The sequence below is a fragment of the Paenibacillus sp. FSL R7-0163 genome, from assembly GCF_037969975.1.
Lineage (GTDB): Bacteria > Bacillota > Bacilli > Paenibacillales > Paenibacillaceae > Paenibacillus_AQ > Paenibacillus_AQ odorifer.
The window spans coordinates 5,626,797-5,643,547 of record NZ_CP150224.1; the positions used below are offsets into that span (position 1 = coordinate 5,626,797).

The 16,751-nt window shown below is 43.5% G+C and carries 17 protein-coding genes and 1 riboswitch; of the genes, 5 read left to right on the plus strand and 12 right to left on the minus strand.

What is annotated here, in order from left to right:
• Window positions 1-28: 28 nt before the first annotated feature.
• From NST45_RS24710 to NST45_RS24755, 10 genes are all read right to left on the minus strand, one after another.
• Window positions 29-1,315: an aspartate aminotransferase family protein gene (locus NST45_RS24710; protein WP_076103873.1), complete on the minus strand. Its 1,287-nt coding sequence runs from the start codon at window positions 1,313-1,315 to the stop codon at window positions 29-31.
• Between the two features lie 97 nt (window positions 1,316-1,412).
• Window positions 1,413-3,338, minus strand: coding sequence for a U32 family peptidase (locus NST45_RS24715; protein WP_076223417.1), 1,926 nt, complete (start codon window positions 3,336-3,338; stop codon window positions 1,413-1,415).
• 43 nt (window positions 3,339-3,381) lie between these two features.
• On the minus strand, window positions 3,382-4,173 hold the full coding sequence (locus NST45_RS24720; RefSeq protein ID WP_036681014.1) for an energy-coupling factor transporter transmembrane component T: 792 nt from the start codon (window positions 4,171-4,173) through the stop codon (window positions 3,382-3,384).
• Window positions 4,166-5,068 (minus strand): ATP-binding cassette domain-containing protein, encoded by a 903-nt coding sequence (locus NST45_RS24725; RefSeq protein ID WP_076275469.1) that lies wholly within the window; start codon window positions 5,066-5,068, stop codon window positions 4,166-4,168. The genes NST45_RS24720 and NST45_RS24725 overlap by 8 nt, the downstream gene beginning before the upstream one ends.
• Window positions 5,059-5,913 carry an ATP-binding cassette domain-containing protein gene (locus NST45_RS24730; protein ID WP_051491165.1) on the minus strand — a complete coding sequence of 285 codons (855 nt, stop codon included), beginning with the start codon at window positions 5,911-5,913 and terminating at the stop codon, window positions 5,059-5,061. Before NST45_RS24730 ends, NST45_RS24725 begins: the two co-directional genes overlap by 10 nt.
• Window positions 5,914-5,942: 29 nt before the next feature.
• Window positions 5,943-6,500 (minus strand): Gx transporter family protein, encoded by a 558-nt coding sequence (locus tag NST45_RS24735; protein ID WP_036681020.1) that lies wholly within the window; start codon window positions 6,498-6,500, stop codon window positions 5,943-5,945.
• Window positions 6,484-6,873, minus strand: a complete 390-nt coding sequence (locus NST45_RS24740; RefSeq protein ID WP_036681022.1) for a NusG domain II-containing protein — start codon at window positions 6,871-6,873, stop codon at window positions 6,484-6,486. Before NST45_RS24740 ends, NST45_RS24735 begins: the two co-directional genes overlap by 17 nt.
• Window positions 6,874-7,692: 819 nt before the next feature.
• Window positions 7,693-8,628: an alpha/beta hydrolase gene (locus NST45_RS24745; RefSeq protein ID WP_305953821.1), complete on the minus strand. Its 936-nt coding sequence runs from the start codon at window positions 8,626-8,628 to the stop codon at window positions 7,693-7,695.
• A 149-nt stretch (window positions 8,629-8,777) separates the two neighbouring features.
• Window positions 8,778-9,140 (minus strand): LPXTG cell wall anchor domain-containing protein, encoded by a 363-nt coding sequence (locus NST45_RS24750; protein WP_076316519.1) that lies wholly within the window; start codon window positions 9,138-9,140, stop codon window positions 8,778-8,780.
• A 104-nt stretch (window positions 9,141-9,244) separates the two neighbouring features.
• A complete protein-coding gene (locus tag NST45_RS24755) occupies window positions 9,245-10,984 on the minus strand; it encodes a choice-of-anchor A family protein (protein ID WP_339824083.1) in 1,740 nt (579 codons plus the stop codon).
• 108 nt (window positions 10,985-11,092) lie between these two features.
• A riboswitch (cyclic di-GMP riboswitch) is annotated at window positions 11,093-11,183 on the minus strand.
• Between the two features lie 495 nt (window positions 11,184-11,678).
• Here NST45_RS24755 and NST45_RS24760 point away from each other — a divergent pair.
• Window positions 11,679-12,071, plus strand: a complete 393-nt coding sequence (locus tag NST45_RS24760) for a hypothetical protein (protein ID WP_081386753.1) — start codon at window positions 11,679-11,681, stop codon at window positions 12,069-12,071.
• A 196-nt stretch (window positions 12,072-12,267) separates the two neighbouring features.
• Here NST45_RS24760 and NST45_RS24765 read toward each other — a convergent pair whose 3' ends face one another.
• Complete coding sequence (locus tag NST45_RS24765; RefSeq protein ID WP_339824085.1) at window positions 12,268-12,681, minus strand: ASCH domain-containing protein; 414 nt, start codon at window positions 12,679-12,681, stop codon at window positions 12,268-12,270.
• A 332-nt stretch (window positions 12,682-13,013) separates the two neighbouring features.
• Here NST45_RS24765 and NST45_RS24770 point away from each other — a divergent pair, with 332 nt between their 5' ends.
• From NST45_RS24770 to NST45_RS24785, 4 genes are all read left to right on the plus strand, one after another.
• Window positions 13,014-13,427 (plus strand): MarR family transcriptional regulator, encoded by a 414-nt coding sequence (locus NST45_RS24770; RefSeq protein WP_339824086.1) that lies wholly within the window; start codon window positions 13,014-13,016, stop codon window positions 13,425-13,427.
• A gap of 13 nt (window positions 13,428-13,440) precedes the next feature.
• Window positions 13,441-14,262, plus strand: coding sequence for an SDR family oxidoreductase (locus NST45_RS24775; RefSeq protein ID WP_339824088.1), 822 nt, complete (start codon window positions 13,441-13,443; stop codon window positions 14,260-14,262).
• A gap of 190 nt (window positions 14,263-14,452) precedes the next feature.
• Complete coding sequence (locus NST45_RS24780) at window positions 14,453-14,797, plus strand: DUF3221 domain-containing protein (RefSeq protein ID WP_036682568.1); 345 nt, start codon at window positions 14,453-14,455, stop codon at window positions 14,795-14,797.
• A 315-nt stretch (window positions 14,798-15,112) separates the two neighbouring features.
• Window positions 15,113-15,328, plus strand: a complete 216-nt coding sequence (locus NST45_RS24785) for a hypothetical protein (protein ID WP_038568499.1) — start codon at window positions 15,113-15,115, stop codon at window positions 15,326-15,328.
• 277 nt (window positions 15,329-15,605) lie between these two features.
• On the opposite strand, the gene NST45_RS24790 is transcribed toward NST45_RS24785, so the two are convergent.
• Complete coding sequence (locus tag NST45_RS24790; protein WP_038568497.1) at window positions 15,606-16,409, minus strand: undecaprenyl-diphosphate phosphatase; 804 nt, start codon at window positions 16,407-16,409, stop codon at window positions 15,606-15,608.
• Window positions 16,410-16,751 lie beyond the last annotated feature (342 nt).

Here is a 16,751-nt window from a genome sequence, read left to right on the forward strand (position 1 = left end):
CTTTCTTCGCTACTTGAAATTCATTGTATTAGACATTAAGCTCCGCAAGGACTTCATTCAGGTTGTTAAGCAGCCCGTCGATATCCTCTTCCGTAATAATCATCGGCGGTTGAAAGGCTAGTACGTTGCGTCCTATACCATTTTTGCCGATCAGGTATCCTCTGTCTTTCATCGCTTCCAGCACTTGATCTGTAAGCGCCGCAGAGCCTTCAGCATTCTCACCAGCAAGCTCCGCTCCCAACATAAGCCCAATTCCCCGGACATCCACAATAAGCGAAGGATAACGCTCTTGAAGGGTCTTTAGCCCTGCTTTCAATTGTTCTCCGAGCAGCACTGAGCGTTCAGGAAGCCGTTCATCGCGAATATAATCAAGCACAGCCAGCGCCGTTGCAGCAGATACCGGATTGCCTCCAAAGGTTGAAGCCGACGGACGGTTCAGCGCAAGTGCAATCTCATCCGTTGTCGCAAAAGCCGCAACCGGAATTCCATTCCCCAGCGCCTTAGCCATACTTATAATATCGGGCACTACGTCAAAATGCTCCATAGCGAATATTTTGCCTGTACGACCAAATCCAGTTTGAATTTCATCAGCGATCAGAAGTACGCCGTATCTCTCCAGCAACATTTTGACCTCACTGAAGTAGGTTGGCGTTGGCATAATCATACCACCATTGCCTTGGATTGGCTCTACGATCATTGCGGCGATAGTATTCCCCTTCTCCTCAAGCACTCGCTCCAGAGATTCCAGGGAGAGTGCAGCGGCTTCCTCCAGAGATAGTTCTGGATGATATGGGCGAGGAATAAACTCAACGTCATGATCCAAGTATTTATCGGTACGCCACATCGGCAGTCCTGTCACACTCATAGTTAGATTGGTACGGCCGTGTAGACCACTCTCCAATGCAATGAACCCCTTACGTCCTGTATACATCCGGGCGAGCAGCAATGCACCTTCATTAGCCTCTGAGCCGCTGTTCACGAAGAAGGTTCGGCGTAGACCGCCTGGCATAACCTCTTCCAGACGTTCAGCCAAATCCACATTTGGCTGAGTTAAATAGATCGTAGACGTATGCTGCAGCTGCTGCAATTGCTCAATCGTACGTCCAGTTATGGCTGGATTGCAGTGCCCACAAGCGACTACAGATACACCTGCGAAGAAATCTGTATATTGTTTGCCATTTTCATCATACACAAACTGCATCGAACCTCGCACAAGCTGAGGCGCATCGCGGTAAAAATGCTGTGTACACGGATAGAAATATTGCTTACGCTTCGCCGCTACGGCTTCTCTTCCGATGAATTCTTGCTGTTCCATGATTGATTCCCTCTCTTCTTGTGAAAATAGTAACTTATTGATAGAGTACTGTGCATTCTTCTTACTAGCAGACGATATTTTGTCCCAAAAAATAGAATTAGTTAAATTGCAGCGAACCTAGAGTATAACCCGCATAAATGGGCTCAAGACCACCTAGAATGTCATCTTTTACTTCAGTACGATTCATAGCTTGTTGATAAGAAATTATAATTTCACGCAACTGCTGAGCACTATACGTCGCTCCTTCAATACGGAAGCTAGATATGCCTAGATCAATCATCTCACCAAGTAACGGTAAATAGCAGAGCTCTTTTGCGAACAAAAGATGGCAACGGCCGTGCTGATCACGATATACCGGATTCTCACCTTTGTCTGTTTTTAGAACCAATACATTATTGTGCACATATTGATTATCCTCTTCAGCGATAGGTTCCATTACTTCAGTATTCTCATAAAGGTCGTGCTCCATATACATTAGTGCAGGTGTACCATGTACAACAACTTCCAAAGGCGTGTCACAACGTGAGGCAAAGGTAGCAAAGTGCTCCAGCGTCATTTCCGGTGAAACCGAAAGCTGAGTCAAACCTAATTTTGCATATAATTGGGCGGAAAGATGATTGTAGACATTTAAACTACCATCTCCAATTAACGGATAACCTGTAGAGCTGTATCTGCGAATCGCTCCCAAATTAGTAACGATTATACCGTCGATCGGCAAGCGTTCTCCATCAAGCAATTGATCATATTGATCGAAATGCAGCTCGGTCATCATGCGTGGCAACCCTAAATATATTTTGCTATCGCCTTTTAATTCACCAAGTTCCTTAATATCACGTTTTGTAAAAGGTCTGTCCGGTTCAAATACATCGCCCGGCAAATACAGACTATCCACACCCAGTTCCAATACTACGCGCGCCTGTTCCATATTATTCACACGTACAGCCAGCTTCGCTTTTGTTGTCTTAGGCTTCTTTTCTTGCGCCAAACGTTCCCGCAATTCCTCTACACGTTTTTCAGATAGCTCACGTTCTGCGGTTGGTGTGCTAAATACTTTTCCAGTGCTATAGAATTTGCCCGTACCTTCATAACGACGGTTGATATTAGCTAACCCTGGTTTACCAAAAGCATAAGCTGTCGAAAAGTCGCGCTTGCGGTTGTTGTACAGTTCTTTGGTATCAACCGTACGATCAAAACCAATCGGATCATCGATATATCGGTCAATGGCTTCGCCGTAGCTATTCGCCAGCATCACCATAAATTCCTTATCACGCATACGGCCCTCAATTTTAAAAGAAGTAATGCCTGATTCAATCAATTCCGGAAGATGCTCATACATAAACATATCTTTGACAGCCAGTGGATATTCAGCAGGATATACATATCCGTCTTTTTTAACCCGATAATCCCAGCGGCAAGGCTTCATACATTTCCCCCGGTTGCTGCTCATACCAAAAACATGGGAACTAAAGTAACAATTTGCACCATGCACAGAGCACATATCTCCATGAATAAAATATTCCAGCTCCATGCCACTCCGCTGACCAAGCAGCTTAGCTGTCTGCAGGTCCATTTCCCGCGAGGTAACTACACGAGTTACACCCAGATCACGCAGCGCATAGATCATCTCCAGGTTGTGAACATTCATCATTACTGAAGAGTGAATAGGAAGGTTAAGCTCCATCTCCCGAATAAGCTCCAACACTGCCATATCCTGAACAATCAAGGCATCCGGCCGAGCACTATCAAGAAAACGCAGGTATTCTCTAGCTTCTTCCACATCTTCCTCACTAAAAAGATTATTCACAGTGATATACACTTTTTTGTCTAGACGGTGAGCGATATCAAGTGCCTCTACAATCTCTTCATGAGTAAGATTATAACCTTTACGCATCATTCTCATATTCAATACAGGTCCACCAAAATAAACTGCATCACACCGTGATTGGATCACTTCCTTGAAAATCTCAAACGTTCCTGCGGGTGCGAGTAATTCAACTTCTCTACCGTTAAAATAACGTGCCATTCAAGTTCCCTCCCAAGTTGATACTACTAATAGGGAATGAGTATTATAACAAAGCTACTGCAATTCCCATGACCACAAACATCCCAATAAAAACAGTATCGAATTTGCCCCACCTAAGGCGGTGATACCGACTGCGGGGAGCATCCATGCGAAAACCGCGGGCTTCCATGGAATACACCAGATCCTGAGCACGCCTAAAAGCACTGGCGATAATCGGGACCAGCAGGGAGACTAACATCCGTCCCTTTTCCTTCAAAGGCAGCTCTTTTAGATCGGCTCCCCTTGAGGCCTGCGCTTTCATTATGATCTGCGATTCATCTAGAATCGTAGGAATGAAACGAAGTGAAATGCTGATCATCAGCGTGATACGGTCAGGGGATAAGCCAAGCTTTTTGAAGGGTGTCAAGATCCCCTCCAACCCTTGATTCAGCTTCCCCGGCGTTGTTGTGAAGGTCAGAAGCGCTGTAAAGGTGATAAGAAAGAACATGCGGATGACCGAAAATGCCCCTAATCTTAGCCCTCCCTCATAGATAGACCAGGAACCAAGAGTCAGCACTACCTCCCCTGTCTTCACAGACACCACCTGCACAATAAAGATAAATAACATTAAATAACGTAAAGGCTTAGCTGCTTTCAGGAAGTATTTAAGCGGAATCCGCGTGGAAGCCATAACGGCTATCGAAAAAATAGCCAACACAGCCATGGCCATCCACGAACGTGAGAGCAGGATAACAGCTACGTATAATAGCATGCCAGTGATTTTGGCACGAGCATCCAGCTTGTGCACCCACGAACCGGTCTCAATACTCCGACCTAAGATCAGTTTCTCATTCATGGTCATCCCTCTTTCCATCGGGCTTACCAGTGCTTATTGATTCCGCTGGCAGTGAAGCTATAAGCTCTGCCAGACTCTCAGCCGTCAAGCGGGGGACTTCATCCACAAGACCTAAATGATCAGCAACTGCACGCCAGTAACGAAGGGACTGCGGAACCGTCAAACCACACTGTTCCAGAATCGAAGGATCACCTGCAAGTGCCTTTACACTGCCCTGAAACGCCGTGCTGCCCTCTTTAAGTACAACCCAGCTGTCCGCATAGGGCAATAACTCATCCATCCGATGCGTAACGATAATGATCGTTCTGCCCTGCTCACGGCATAATCGCTCCAGCAAGCTGATTAGCTCTGCACGGCTAATGGGATCAAGCGTTGCCGTGGGCTCATCCAGAACGATGACCTCCGGGTCCATAGCTAGCACGGAAGCGATAGCCGCCTTACGCATTTGTCCACCGCTCAATTGAAAAGGATTCCGCTCCAGCAACGCGAGATCCAGCCCCATATCTGACATGGCCTGACGTGCACGTGACTTTGCCTCATCGAGACTCATACCGAAATTAAGGGGACCGAAAATGAGATCCTTTTCGACCGTATCTTCGAACATCTGCTGCTCCGGAAATTGAAATACCAATCCGACTCGGCGGCGCAGTGGCATTAGCTTAGGGGACTTCTCACCAGCCTGAATGGTTACATCAAGCACTTTTACCGTACCCTCGGTTGGTTTCAGTATCCCGTTAAACATTTGCAGCAGCGTCGATTTACCTGAGCCCGTCGCCCCCGCAATACCAACCATCGAGCCAATGGGTACACTGAGGTTAATGTCCCGGAGCACCGTCAGCTTCCAGAGGCTTCGGTCAGCGTAGGTGTAACTTACTTGCTGTAATTCTATGGCCATAACGTGTCTATAAGCTCCTTTTCACTGATCGGAACATCCACATGAATACCCTGGTTCTGCAGCTCGCGTGCAAGGCGCCAAGGATAAGGTTCACGCAGATGGCATTTTTCCAGAAGCTCCTCGTTCCGGAACAACTCCGCCGGTGTAACATCTGCAGCCAAACTACCTCCATGCAGCGCAAGCACCCGATCCGATGCCAAAATCTCATCTGCATCATGCGTAATCATGAGGATCGTGTACTTCCCTTCTGCCCGCATATCCTGCAGAATGCCGAGAAGGTCATTTCTGCTTCCTTCATCCAACATAGAAGAGGCCTCGTCAAAAATGACGATGCCTGGTTCCATAGCAAGAATGGAAGCGATAGCAACACGCTGCTTTTGGCCTCCCGACAGCTCACCCGGATGCTTGGACAACAGATGATTTATTCCTAGTCTTGTCGTATAGGAGTGCAAACGTTCAGCCATCTCTTCGTACGGCAAACAAAGCCCTTCCAGGCCGAATAGGATATCTTCCTCTACAGTGGCTCCAATAAACTGATTATCTGGATTTTGGAACACCATTCCGATACATTGCCGAATGCTTCCGATCGTTTCCTCACTAAGCAGCATGCCACTAACCTCAATCTCACCAGCCCCCTTAGGCAGCAGAGCATTAAGCAGCTTGACCAACGTAGACTTCCCGCAGCCATTAGGACCAACCAAGCTGACCCATTGTCCTTGTGAGATAGATAACGTTATATTTTGAAGAATCGGATGCTCGGGATCATAGCCAAACGATACCCCATCCAGAGAGATGACCGCTTGTCCTTCTCCCTCTAAGTCTTGACCTTCGTATGATTCATTCATGTTAGTCATCCTTCCGCTGATGTGACTAATCAGTCCAAAAATTCTTCAAACAGCGATATTTTTGACAATGACGCCACCAAATAACGGACTGCATAGCCCACGGCAATTCCTGTTACTACCCCAGTGATCAGCAGCATGGGAAGATAATAAAAAATACTAAGTGATGCAAATACCATAGAAGCTGCCAGCAGCTGACCGATATTATGTGCAATCCCACCAGCTATACTAATTCCGATCAAGCTTATACTCTTACCTTTGCCACTAATCAGCATCAGCACAAACATAACAACAAAGCTAAAAAGTGAACCAAATAAACTAAACAGCAAGCTTGAGAAGGTACCTAGCAGAAATGCAGTAAGCAGTGTTTTGAGGATGACAAGCAGGAAAGCATCCCGTCCACGTAAAAAGTAAATACAAGTCAAAATCATAATGTTGGCCAGTCCGAGCTTAGCACCCGGCACCAGTCCCATCCCGGATAACGGAATCTGTGCCTCTATTAAACTTAACACTACTGCCACTGCGGCGAAAATCGCAATAATCACTGTTCTTTTTAAAGCTGTTGCAGATTCACTACTGGACATAGGCATCTATATCATCCTCCCCCGACGCACTGGTGATTTCGACTAATACTCTATGCGGTAGACAGACAATCGTCTGTTTGGGCAGGGTAATAAAACCAAAACCTAGGCAAACTTTATCAGCGCAATCGGCATCGTACATTTCAATCCCGTAATCATGCACCTTCAAAATGTTATAGCCGCGTTCCGTGCGGACCTCAATGGTTTGTTCTTCTTTTGTAAGCTTTACCGTTTTAAATAACTCACCGTCCACCGTTACATTGGCTATGAGATTTTTACCGGCCCCACCTTTGTCATCATTGTCCGAAAACCATCTCGGTACGAGAAAAGCGAGCGCAGCAATCAATACGATGGAAATCAGCCACACATCTGCGCGTTTCATAAAAATCTCCCTTATTTTTTAATTAAAATCCAGACTTATTAATTATAACGGTCTACCCTCAATCCTTCAATCAATGTTGGAGTTTATTGTCAGTTTTAGAGAGCTGTTCACAAAATAGGCACGCAAAATAACCCCAGCAGACACAAGCCCTTCGTCTCTGGCATTTTCAGTTGTAGTTTGTAGCGTTTGCAAAAATATCCAACTTACATTTTAGCCCATTTGCACCGAGATCGCCCATCTCCTCTGGTTTACTAGCTTTTCCGGAATAATTCACAATTAACCCAATTTAAGTTACTTTCAAAATCTAAGCGCTCCTTATCGAGGTTTGTTCCTCTCTAGAATCAAATAAACCTTATCTTGGAATTCATTATTATATTTGCCTTTTAAACAATAGTGTGTTATATTTATATGGTATTTGTTTTTCGATATATTGAATATCCCCACCAAGAAGATGTCAGGCCGACTATTATACACATCGGCATTTTGGACAAAGAGGCTTTATGTTTTCTTGCAGTACTCTTCCTTTTTATGAGATTAAATTCGAAATATAGCATTCCGATTCACACTGGCGCGGTCAATGGAGCCGCAAGGGCAAAAGAGAGGTAGGGCTTTTGTCGTATTGGAAGGATTATTCTCGCCACACGGCTGCTGGAAATAACAAGGAATCAAGACACCCGTTACTCACGAACGGCGGGGGATGAATATAACGAGAAAGCATGACGGTACGATCCTTATTCAAGGACTACGTCATGTGTGGAAAAATATAGGCGCCCGATAACCGCTACCTAGCGGATATCGGGCGCTGTCTACGTTCAGGACTTATTTTACATATCGGCTTACAAAAGCTGTTACTACATCTATATACCCCGCCTTATCCGTATCATAAGACAATCCATGCCCCGCTTGCGGCACTATGAGCCTCTCCTTTGGACTCTGGCATGCCTCATACAATTCATTCATCATAGCAAAAGGTACAAAGTTATCCGCATCCCCGTGAATAAAAAGAATCGGAACCTTCGCTTTCCGCACTTGTTTTAATGCAGAGGCTTCACCAAAACCATACCCCGCCTTCAAGCGGGTGATTAGACTTGCACTTTGAACGAAAGGGAAACTTGGCAAACGATACATGCGCCGTAGTTGGTAAGATAATTGTGCTTTTACTGAGGTATAAGCGCAGTCCGCAACAATAGCTTTTACCTGCGGCGGAAGATCTTCCCCTGAGGTCATTAGCACTGTAGCACCGCCCATAGAAACACCGTGAAGCACAATTTGAGCACTAGACCCAGTCTTTTTAATCATGTATTCAATCCATTGCAAATAATCTTTTCGTTCCGGCCAACCAAAACCAATGTAATCCCCTGCGCTATCTCCATGCCCCCTTGCATCGGGAATTAGGATGTTAAAGCCTAAGTTCTCGTAGTAGATTTTGGCGTACGCCCCCATATCCTTTGCTTTACCTGAATAACCGTGGGCTAGAATGGCTGTGCGTCCCGCAGCACGATTAGATTGGAGTAAGAAACCTCTTAGTTTAAGTCCATCTGCAGATACGATCTCAATATTCTCGAAGCTCTGGCGAGAGACCCAATCTTTCCCCTCCCCCCAAGAAGCTCCGGCAACCGGAGGATCAGCCTTCAGATTAGGATTATTACTTAGAAATACCTTTGGTGCTCGTTTAATAGCAATACCATAGAAGAAAAATCCCACATAGATTAGAATCCCTATGATGATTACAGCGCTAATAATGAACCATATCAATTCGCCTTCGCCATCCCCTCTTCATTTCTTTTGCAACAAGAGTATACCATCTACTTAGAATGCACCAAACTATCGCAATCATGACATACAAATAGAGCCGCCATCGGGACACCCCCCGAAAGCGACTCTATGTTGTGCTCTACCGTTTATTATTTATTCTTTTTGGAGAACTTGGTTCTCATTAATAATCCGATAAGTGCAAAACCTAAACCTGCTACATAGTAAGGTGCAGGACTTGATTCACCCGTTTTTGGCAATTCCTTCACAGGTGGCTTACCTAATGGGATCGTATCGTCCACTACGATGATTTCATCAGGTGTTGGTGTTGGCGTTGGTGTCACTGCCGGTACCGGGCCTAATGGGATCTCATCATCATCAACAAGTACTTCTGTGCTATTCGACGGTGTTGGTACTGGCGCTGGTGTCGGCGAAGCTACAGGCCCAAGCGGCACAGGATCTTCTGCAAGAACTATAGTGCCAATTACGGATGATGGCGTTGGTGTCGGGAACACCGAAGTCTCTGGTGTCGACGTTGGTGTTACCTCTGGTGTTGGTGTTACCTCTGGCGTTACCGTCGGTGTCGGTGTTGCTTCTGGTGTTACTGTCGGTGTCGGTGTTACCCTGGCGTTACCGTCGGTGTCGGTGTTACCTCTGGCGTTACCGTCGGTGTCGGTGTTACCTCTGGCGTTACCGTCGGTGTCGGTGTTGCTTCTGGTGTTACCGTCGGTGTCGGTGTTGCTTCTGGCGTTGGCGTTGGTGTCGGCGTCACTGTTGGCGTCGGCGTTGGTGTTGGCGTCGGCGTTGGTGTCACTGTTGGCGTTGGCGTCGGCGTTGGTGTCACTGTTGGCGTTGGCGTCGGCGTTGGTGTCACTGTTGGCGTTGGCGTCGGCGTTGGTGTCACTGTTGGCGTTGGCGTCGGCGTTGGTGTCACTGTCGGCGTCGGTGTTGGCGTTGGTGTCACTGTCGGCGTCGGTGTTGGCGTCGGCGTCGGCGTTGGTGTCACTGTCGGCGTCGGTGTCGGCGTTGGTGTCACTGTCGGCGTCGGTGTTGGCGTCGGCGTCGGCGTTGGCGTCGGCGTCGGCGTTGGTGTCACTGTCGGCGTCGGTGTCGGTGTCACTGTTGGCGTCGGTGTTGGTGTCGGTGTCGGCGTCGGCGTCACTGTTGGCGTCGGTGTCGGTGTCGGTGTCGGCGTTGGTGTCACTGTCGGCGTTGGCGTTGGTGTCACTGTCGGCGTTGGCGTTGGTGTCACTGTTGGCATTGGCGTTGGTGTCACTGTTGGCGTTGGCGTTGGTGTCACTGTCGGCGTTGGCGTTGGTGTCACTGTTGGCATTGGCGTTGGTGTCACTGTTGGCGTTGGCGTTGGTGTCACTGTCGGCGTTGGCGTTGGTGTCACTGTTGGCATTGGCGTTGGTGTCACTGTTGGCGTTGGCGTTGGTGTCACTGTCGGCGTTGGCGTTGGTGTCACTGTTGGCGTTGGTTTCGGCGTTGGTCCAGGTTCATCACCATCGTATGGATAGTGGTGAAATTCACCACCACCAGTCCCTTTGAGTGAAGCCGCCACTAAAGTACCGTTAATCTGACCATTAATAAAATCAACATGAGCATAGGGGGCAAGTATGCTTCCCATTACACCTATGCCTGCCATATCCAGATACGCAGCTTGGCTAAAGTTAAGCAAAATTTTCTTGCTGTTCAACACGTTATTAGGTAGAAATCCGAAGTTTTTCATTTTTACGTTAGAACCATCAATATTAATAATTGCTGTAGATCCTGAGGGAACATTTATTGTAATTCCATAGGTATTAGAGACGTTATCTCCTGGAACATTAAAAACATTGACCGCAGGATCTGTACCTGTCAGGGTAAGACTGCCATATTGGTACACTGTTGTTCCATTCGCCGGCAATGCTGCAAGTTCTGCTGATTTGTCCTTCAAAGACTGACCTACGGCTGAAAAGTCAATCGTACTCCCCTGTCTTTTTGTACCTCCCTTGAGGAGCGTTACATTCCCTGAAAAATCTCCCCCGTGCACGATATTCCCATAAACAGTACCTCCGTTGAAAGTAAGATTCCCTCCAACAACAAGTGTGTCAGTCAAGGAAACCTCAGCAGCGGTCAACCTATCTCCAACACTATAGTTGGTTAAGTTAACGTTACCTCCAGCAGCAAACCTTCCTTCCGTATCCGAAACCGTTGTTATATCCCCTAGAATAAACACGTTGTAGTCCCCTGCAATTCCCAATGTAGAAGAACTACTAGCTCCAGCAACTCCAGCTCCTAATGAGGAAAGCCCACTACCTACCGTCAAAATCCCAGCTAATACAAGCGAGAGTAACGGTCTTATTCTTCTTTTCAAATGGCACACCTCCTAAAACTATGATTTATATTAATCAGAATAATTACCAGAAACTCTAAAGGACCTAACAACAAAAAAGACCGCCAAAAAGAAGTGGAATTCCCTTCTCATGGCAGTCGGACGGTCATTGTGCCTTTAAGACACTTTAGACTCCTGGACTTTGCGTCCCGCCCTTTCAGACGGTTTGCTATTATCATGACTATATATATGTATTACACTGCAAGTCCAGAACTGGTAGCCGAAGCATTCTCTCCAATAACCGTCTATGACTTTTAATACTTTTTGAATTAATAACAGTTTAGCGCCCGACACCCACAATTGTCAATCAATTCCTTTCGATGATCCCCCTCATTATTACCATACAAAAAAAGCGCCTAAAGGCGCTTCGCATAAGGTTTTTCATTAAATTTTAAAGTAACTGTATATAGCCCAATATGGATATCCATAAGGGAACACTCAGAATTAAACCAAAAAACAATCCACGTTGGAGGCTGCCCTCTTTTTCCATCATAATTCTCCTTTATGTGCGTCCGATACATTAATTTTTATTATTACAATTTTAATATAATTTATTCTTCGTTATTTAGTTGTGAATTTAATCACATTGAATAAGCTGTTTAGAAATACCATTGATTATTTTTGGAATATCGGGGTAGAATACGAATATACGTTCCTATTAGAGGTGATGAGATTCATGCATAGAGCAGAAAGCAGGGACAACATGCTGGTGAAATCTTATTTATTGCTTCCGATGATTTTATCAGCTTTCGAACGGGACTCCGCCATTTTATCTACACACTTACGAACACCCGCCCCTTATCTGGAGGTGCTTGGAACAGCTGCTGCAGTAGCTACAACAGATCTAAGGGATGTTCGTGCAGAAATGAGAAGACGGGGAATCAAGGTGTATGAGCAAAACAGACTTAATACGGGAATTGAAGCCAAGTATATATGTCGTGGCTATCACGAACGAATGCTGCTGTTGAATGACATTGTTGCGGCTCAGGCTGCCATCCATATGCGCAGATACCTAGGGCTGGATATTTCCTCTTTTAAGAGTTACGAAGAACAGTTTCAAATTAAATAAAGCTGTATAGAAGCCGCTCTACTCTCCCCCCATCAATTAGTGAACAAAAAAATAGGCCTTACCATGGGAGTTGGCAAGACCTGAGAGAGATATACCACAAAACACTGGGGGGTGTTTGGTGTCTTCAATATATACCTCGAACCTGAAAAAAAGCTGATAGGCACATAAAAATTACATTAAAAATATCATTCGCCGTTCAGAAGTGATCCGAATGCTCCCACAAGCTTAGCCGACCTTTGGCTGGAATTGGATGGCTTAATGGATGAACCCCTTCAAGCTTCCAGGCAAACCGTCCTTCGCTATAGTCGCCAAAATCATATTCGTTCCCATTGATCCATTCCCTTAAATCCACCTCTGGAGTAACCACATAACATCCCGCGAGCTGACCTGTAGCAATAATAGCTCCTGTCGGCAAATTATTTGCTGTATAGCCATGTTTCGCCAATACTGATTTGTACGGTTCCTGTTCACAAATCTTTTTGTCAATCCTCATTCCGGCATGGATGCCTAACTCGCCGCGGTAGGCTGTTCTCCATGAACGAGTTTCAAACTCTTTTTCACCAAGAGCAATTAAGGTCGCCCAAGGCTGCCGTATTGTTATACACCGCATGATATCTATCCCCTTTGTTTATGTTGGACGTTTGTCACGGATGCCACGGATCTCGATCTCGCGTTGTGTAATCTTGCTCGCCTTGATCTGATAAATAATCCCAACCGTTTGGTCGATACTCATTTCCATGATTGATCGCCTCTAAAAATAAGAACATTCATTTTTATTATATACAAACAAAAGTTCTTATAAAAATATCAATATTATTGACATTCACCTGTAACTCCCCACAATTTAAACAAATAAAATAATTAAAATTGATAAAGGAGAATATAGTTTGTATACTAATCAAGTAGTTAGTGTGCAAACTATATAAAGAGGGGAATTAATTTATGGACAACCCAGGACAGTTATTAATAAGAGTAAGTCTTGAAATGAAAAAAAACTTAACAAAAAAACTTTTACTTTATAATGTAACAGCTCCTCAATGGGCAGTATTAAAAGATATATCTATTCATTTAGAAGGAACAACTCCAGCTATGATTGCAGAGCGAACTTACTCGGATCGCCCTACAATAACGGGTATACTCGAGCGACTTAAAGCAAAAGGACTTCTGGACATTAGAGATAATCCAAATGATAAACGATCAAATCTTGTATTCATTACAGATTCGGGAATGATAATTAAGAGTCAAATAGAAGTTCTTAGTGACGAAATCATGGATAACGCACTTAAAAATATTTCTGAACAAGAAATGTCCACGTTTATGAACGTGCTTAAAACGATCTATTTAAATATTAGTTAGGGAAGTGAGACTTATGATTCTAATCACAGGGGCAACCGGTAATGTAGGACGTGAAGTGGTTAACGAACTAAGGAAAAGTGAAACACCTTTTAAAATTGCCTCCCATCGAAAAGACAGTGAGTATGTTTATTTTGATTTTGAAAATGCTGATTCTTTTCGTCCAGCGTTAACAGGAGTGAAAAAATTATTTTTACTGCGCCCTCCTCATATAGCTGACGCAAAAAAATATTTCCAACCCCTCATAGATATCGCAAAGGAAGTCGGAGTTGAACACATTGTGTTTCTATCTCTATTGGGCGTAGAGAAAAACCCAATTGTTCCACACCATAAAATTGAAAAAATCATTAAAAAATCAGGAATTCCATATACTTTTTTACGCCCAAGTTTCTTCATGCAAAACTTAATTTCTCAACATGGGGAAGAGCTACGTAAAGAAAAGGAGATCTATGTACCCGCAGGAAAAGGCAAGACTAGCTTTATCGATGTTCGTGATATCGGTACTGTAACAGCTAGAATCCTAACTGAGAATGGTCATGAAAATAAAGGTTACTCGTTAACGGGAACTGAAGCGCTAGATTACTATGAAGTAGCTGAAATTTTATCTGAAGAGCTAGGAGAAACAATCAAATATGTTAATCCATCAGTTCTTCAGTTTAGAGATAAAATGTTAAAAAAAGGAATTAAAAAAGAATTTGTGACTGTTATGATTGGAATTTACTTCACTGCAAAAATTGGATTAGCCAAAAAAATCACGCCTGATTTACAAATATTACTTGGTAAAAGACCCATTACATTCAAAGAATTTGCACATGACTATAAGTACGAATTAGTTTAATCATGGTGGTTTTTTGGCTATACCATCAGGAAGCATTTCAGGATACATTGTTACTGCCGCGTGCGAGGGGAATCAATAAAGGTCGTCATAATGGATATGCTGCTGTTTATTCTTATATTGGTAATGTACTAAATGCTATGCCTGTGCAACCGATGTAAACTAATGTCGTAACCACTAGAGGGGAAGGTCCATGATTCAAAAACCACGTACTACTATTAAATGGACTCTTATTTTTGTTTTTTTGTTATTAGTCACCGCCTGTAGTAAGAATGATGAAGTTTTGAAAGGAATTGTACATACAATAGATGTAGAAAATAAAAGAATTTTAGTAATTTCCGAATTAAAAGAAGAAGACTTGAACAAGGAATACAAGGAGGTGCTCGAATCTAATGAGTACTCTCAAGCCATTTGGGTAAATAAAGTTGCACCTTCTAAATATAAAAAAGGCGATGAGATTAATGTATTTTTTGAAGTAAGTGATGATTCATTCCCTGCACAAGTTACCGCCAAAAAAATCACCAAAATCAAGAATTGAGCAAAAAGAATAGAATCTACTATAAAGAAGCGGCTTCTCCAAAGGGACGGCGCTTCTTTGTGTAGATTTAAGGAGAAATCCATATTTATAAATGCACTCTGTGCAAAAAAGTGACCCCACCACTTTCGGCAGGGTCTAGATCTATTTTATAAGGGGGTTATGTGATTACTATAATCCTCTTAGCTTAAATAAGTATGAAGCCCGTCTAAAGATTTGCTGAAATATTATTATTTTTATCGAAACCGATCAAATATAGTAACGTATCAATCTTAATTTTCAAATTACTACATATACAAAATGGAGGTGTGTATAAAGATGAAAATACTCAGTCTATTGCTTGTAGCATTGTCTTCCATTGGAGTAGTTGCCACATTCGGGTTTTCAACATTCAGCTTAATCACAGGAATTATAGGAGGGCTTATTGCAGCATTTGCAATTTCAGGCTACTTGCAGTCTGTCAGACGTGATTACCCCAATGAGAGCTATGAGAATAAACAAGTTAAGTATCAATCGAACTATAATACTTGGTAAGCAAAAGCCCCACCTTAAACTGGTGGGGTTTTTCATATTCCCAAACACTTGTAAAATCACTTTGTGATATTAATGGTAGAAGAAACAAACGAGGGATAATGGCTAGCTGTAGAAGTGCTTTCACCGAAAATTCATTCCTTAGTTCATAGACTACTTGAGCTTTGTCTTGTTTGGTGATTTCCCCTTGTTTTGAACCTCTAGTTTAATCTGTGCAGGATATGATGTATAGCCCTTTTTAAAAGCTTCTTTCCCATGATGTTCATATTGATTAATCCAATTACTGTATGACAATTAAATAGAAGAGAGCCGCTAAAACAAACCGGTATAGAGCAAACCACTCCAATCGAAGTCGCTTAATCAGTTTGATGAACGTCACTACTGCAATCATTGCCACAAGAAAGGATGTCGCAAAGCCAATTAACATTAGAAGTAAATCGTCAGAACTCAGCAAATCACGACTATCGTACAAATCCAACAAGCTTGCACCAAACATAACTGGCACAGAAATAAGGAATGTAAAATCTGCGGCGGCTTTTTGGCTAGTGCCAAGCAACAGGCCACCTGAAATTGTCGAACCTGATCTCGAAAATCCCGGCCATAACGCCAAGCATTGGAACAGACCAATTCCGAAAGCCTGTTTATAATTAATCCCATCGATAGTATCAGCGGTTTCAGTCCGCCTATTTCGCGCTGCAATGATCATCAACACGCCACCAACAACTAGACCGATCAAAACAGGGGTTGGGCCAAATAATTGGCTTTTTATTGTGTCCTTGAAGAGAAGATATAGGATTAATGCTGGTAACATAGCCAAAATCATATGAATGACATTTAATCCTTTGCTTTTGGAAAAATCCATTCTAATCATATTAACCCCAATTTCCAAATACCTTTTCCAATAAAGAATTAGAACTGCCATCACTGCACCCAACTGAATAACAATTTTAAAAGTTATTGCAGCATCTCCCTCAAAGCTAAGCAAATCGCCTGCTAAAATAAGGTGTCCAGTAGATGATACTGGTAAAAATTCAGTTAAGCCCTCTATTATGCCAAGTATTATTGCTTTAATTACGTCAGTCATCAGTGGATTGTCCCCTTTCGGAAATAAAATCATTTAATTTCCAGTATAAGGGAGACACGTAAACTTCCCCATCGATTAACCTAACAATATTCAATTCAGAATGACATAATTGTCACATTGCTCATTATTTCAGTCTTAAGGGGGCTTTGGTTTGCAAAACACAAAATATTAAGTATAATGTTACTGTCGAAACGCTAAGGCGTCTGTACAGGATGGCTACCTGGCACTGATGATGGCAGGCCAAGCGCTTTATAAAGTTTTCTTTATGTGTATTTATACTTTAGGAGCGTGGTTATCTATGAAAATTAATATTACCGCACATTTTAACATTGATATTACTTT

What these genes read in the sequence shown, in the direction of transcription:
- NST45_RS24720 (WP_036681014.1), bottom strand. Translation starts at nt 4,173, where the DNA reads ATGAATGAGAAACTGATCTTAGGTCGGAGTATTGAGACCGGTTCGTGG.
- NST45_RS24765 (WP_339824085.1), bottom strand. Translation starts at nt 12,681, where the DNA reads ATGCGGTGTATAACAATACGGCAGCCTTGGGCGACCTTAATTGCTCTT.
- NST45_RS24775 (WP_339824088.1), top strand. Translation starts at nt 13,441, where the DNA reads ATGATTCTAATCACAGGGGCAACCGGTAATGTAGGACGTGAAGTGGTT.
- NST45_RS24735 (WP_036681020.1), bottom strand. Translation starts at nt 6,500, where the DNA reads ATGCCTATGTCCAGTAGTGAATCTGCAACAGCTTTAAAAAGAACAGTG.
- NST45_RS24740 (WP_036681022.1), bottom strand. Translation starts at nt 6,873, where the DNA reads ATGAAACGCGCAGATGTGTGGCTGATTTCCATCGTATTGATTGCTGCG.
- NST45_RS24710 (WP_076103873.1), bottom strand. Translation starts at nt 1,315, where the DNA reads ATGGAACAGCAAGAATTCATCGGAAGAGAAGCCGTAGCGGCGAAGCGT.
- NST45_RS24790 (WP_038568497.1), bottom strand. Translation starts at nt 16,409, where the DNA reads ATGACTGACGTAATTAAAGCAATAATACTTGGCATAATAGAGGGCTTA.
- NST45_RS24780 (WP_036682568.1), top strand. Translation starts at nt 14,453, where the DNA reads ATGATTCAAAAACCACGTACTACTATTAAATGGACTCTTATTTTTGTT.
- NST45_RS24715 (WP_076223417.1), bottom strand. Translation starts at nt 3,338, where the DNA reads ATGGCACGTTATTTTAACGGTAGAGAAGTTGAATTACTCGCACCCGCA.
- NST45_RS24785 (WP_038568499.1), top strand. Translation starts at nt 15,113, where the DNA reads ATGAAAATACTCAGTCTATTGCTTGTAGCATTGTCTTCCATTGGAGTA.
- NST45_RS24760 (WP_081386753.1), top strand. Translation starts at nt 11,679, where the DNA reads ATGCATAGAGCAGAAAGCAGGGACAACATGCTGGTGAAATCTTATTTA.
- NST45_RS24725 (WP_076275469.1), bottom strand. Translation starts at nt 5,068, where the DNA reads ATGGCCATAGAATTACAGCAAGTAAGTTACACCTACGCTGACCGAAGC.
- NST45_RS24730 (WP_051491165.1), bottom strand. Translation starts at nt 5,913, where the DNA reads ATGAATGAATCATACGAAGGTCAAGACTTAGAGGGAGAAGGACAAGCG.
- NST45_RS24770 (WP_339824086.1), top strand. Translation starts at nt 13,014, where the DNA reads ATGGACAACCCAGGACAGTTATTAATAAGAGTAAGTCTTGAAATGAAA.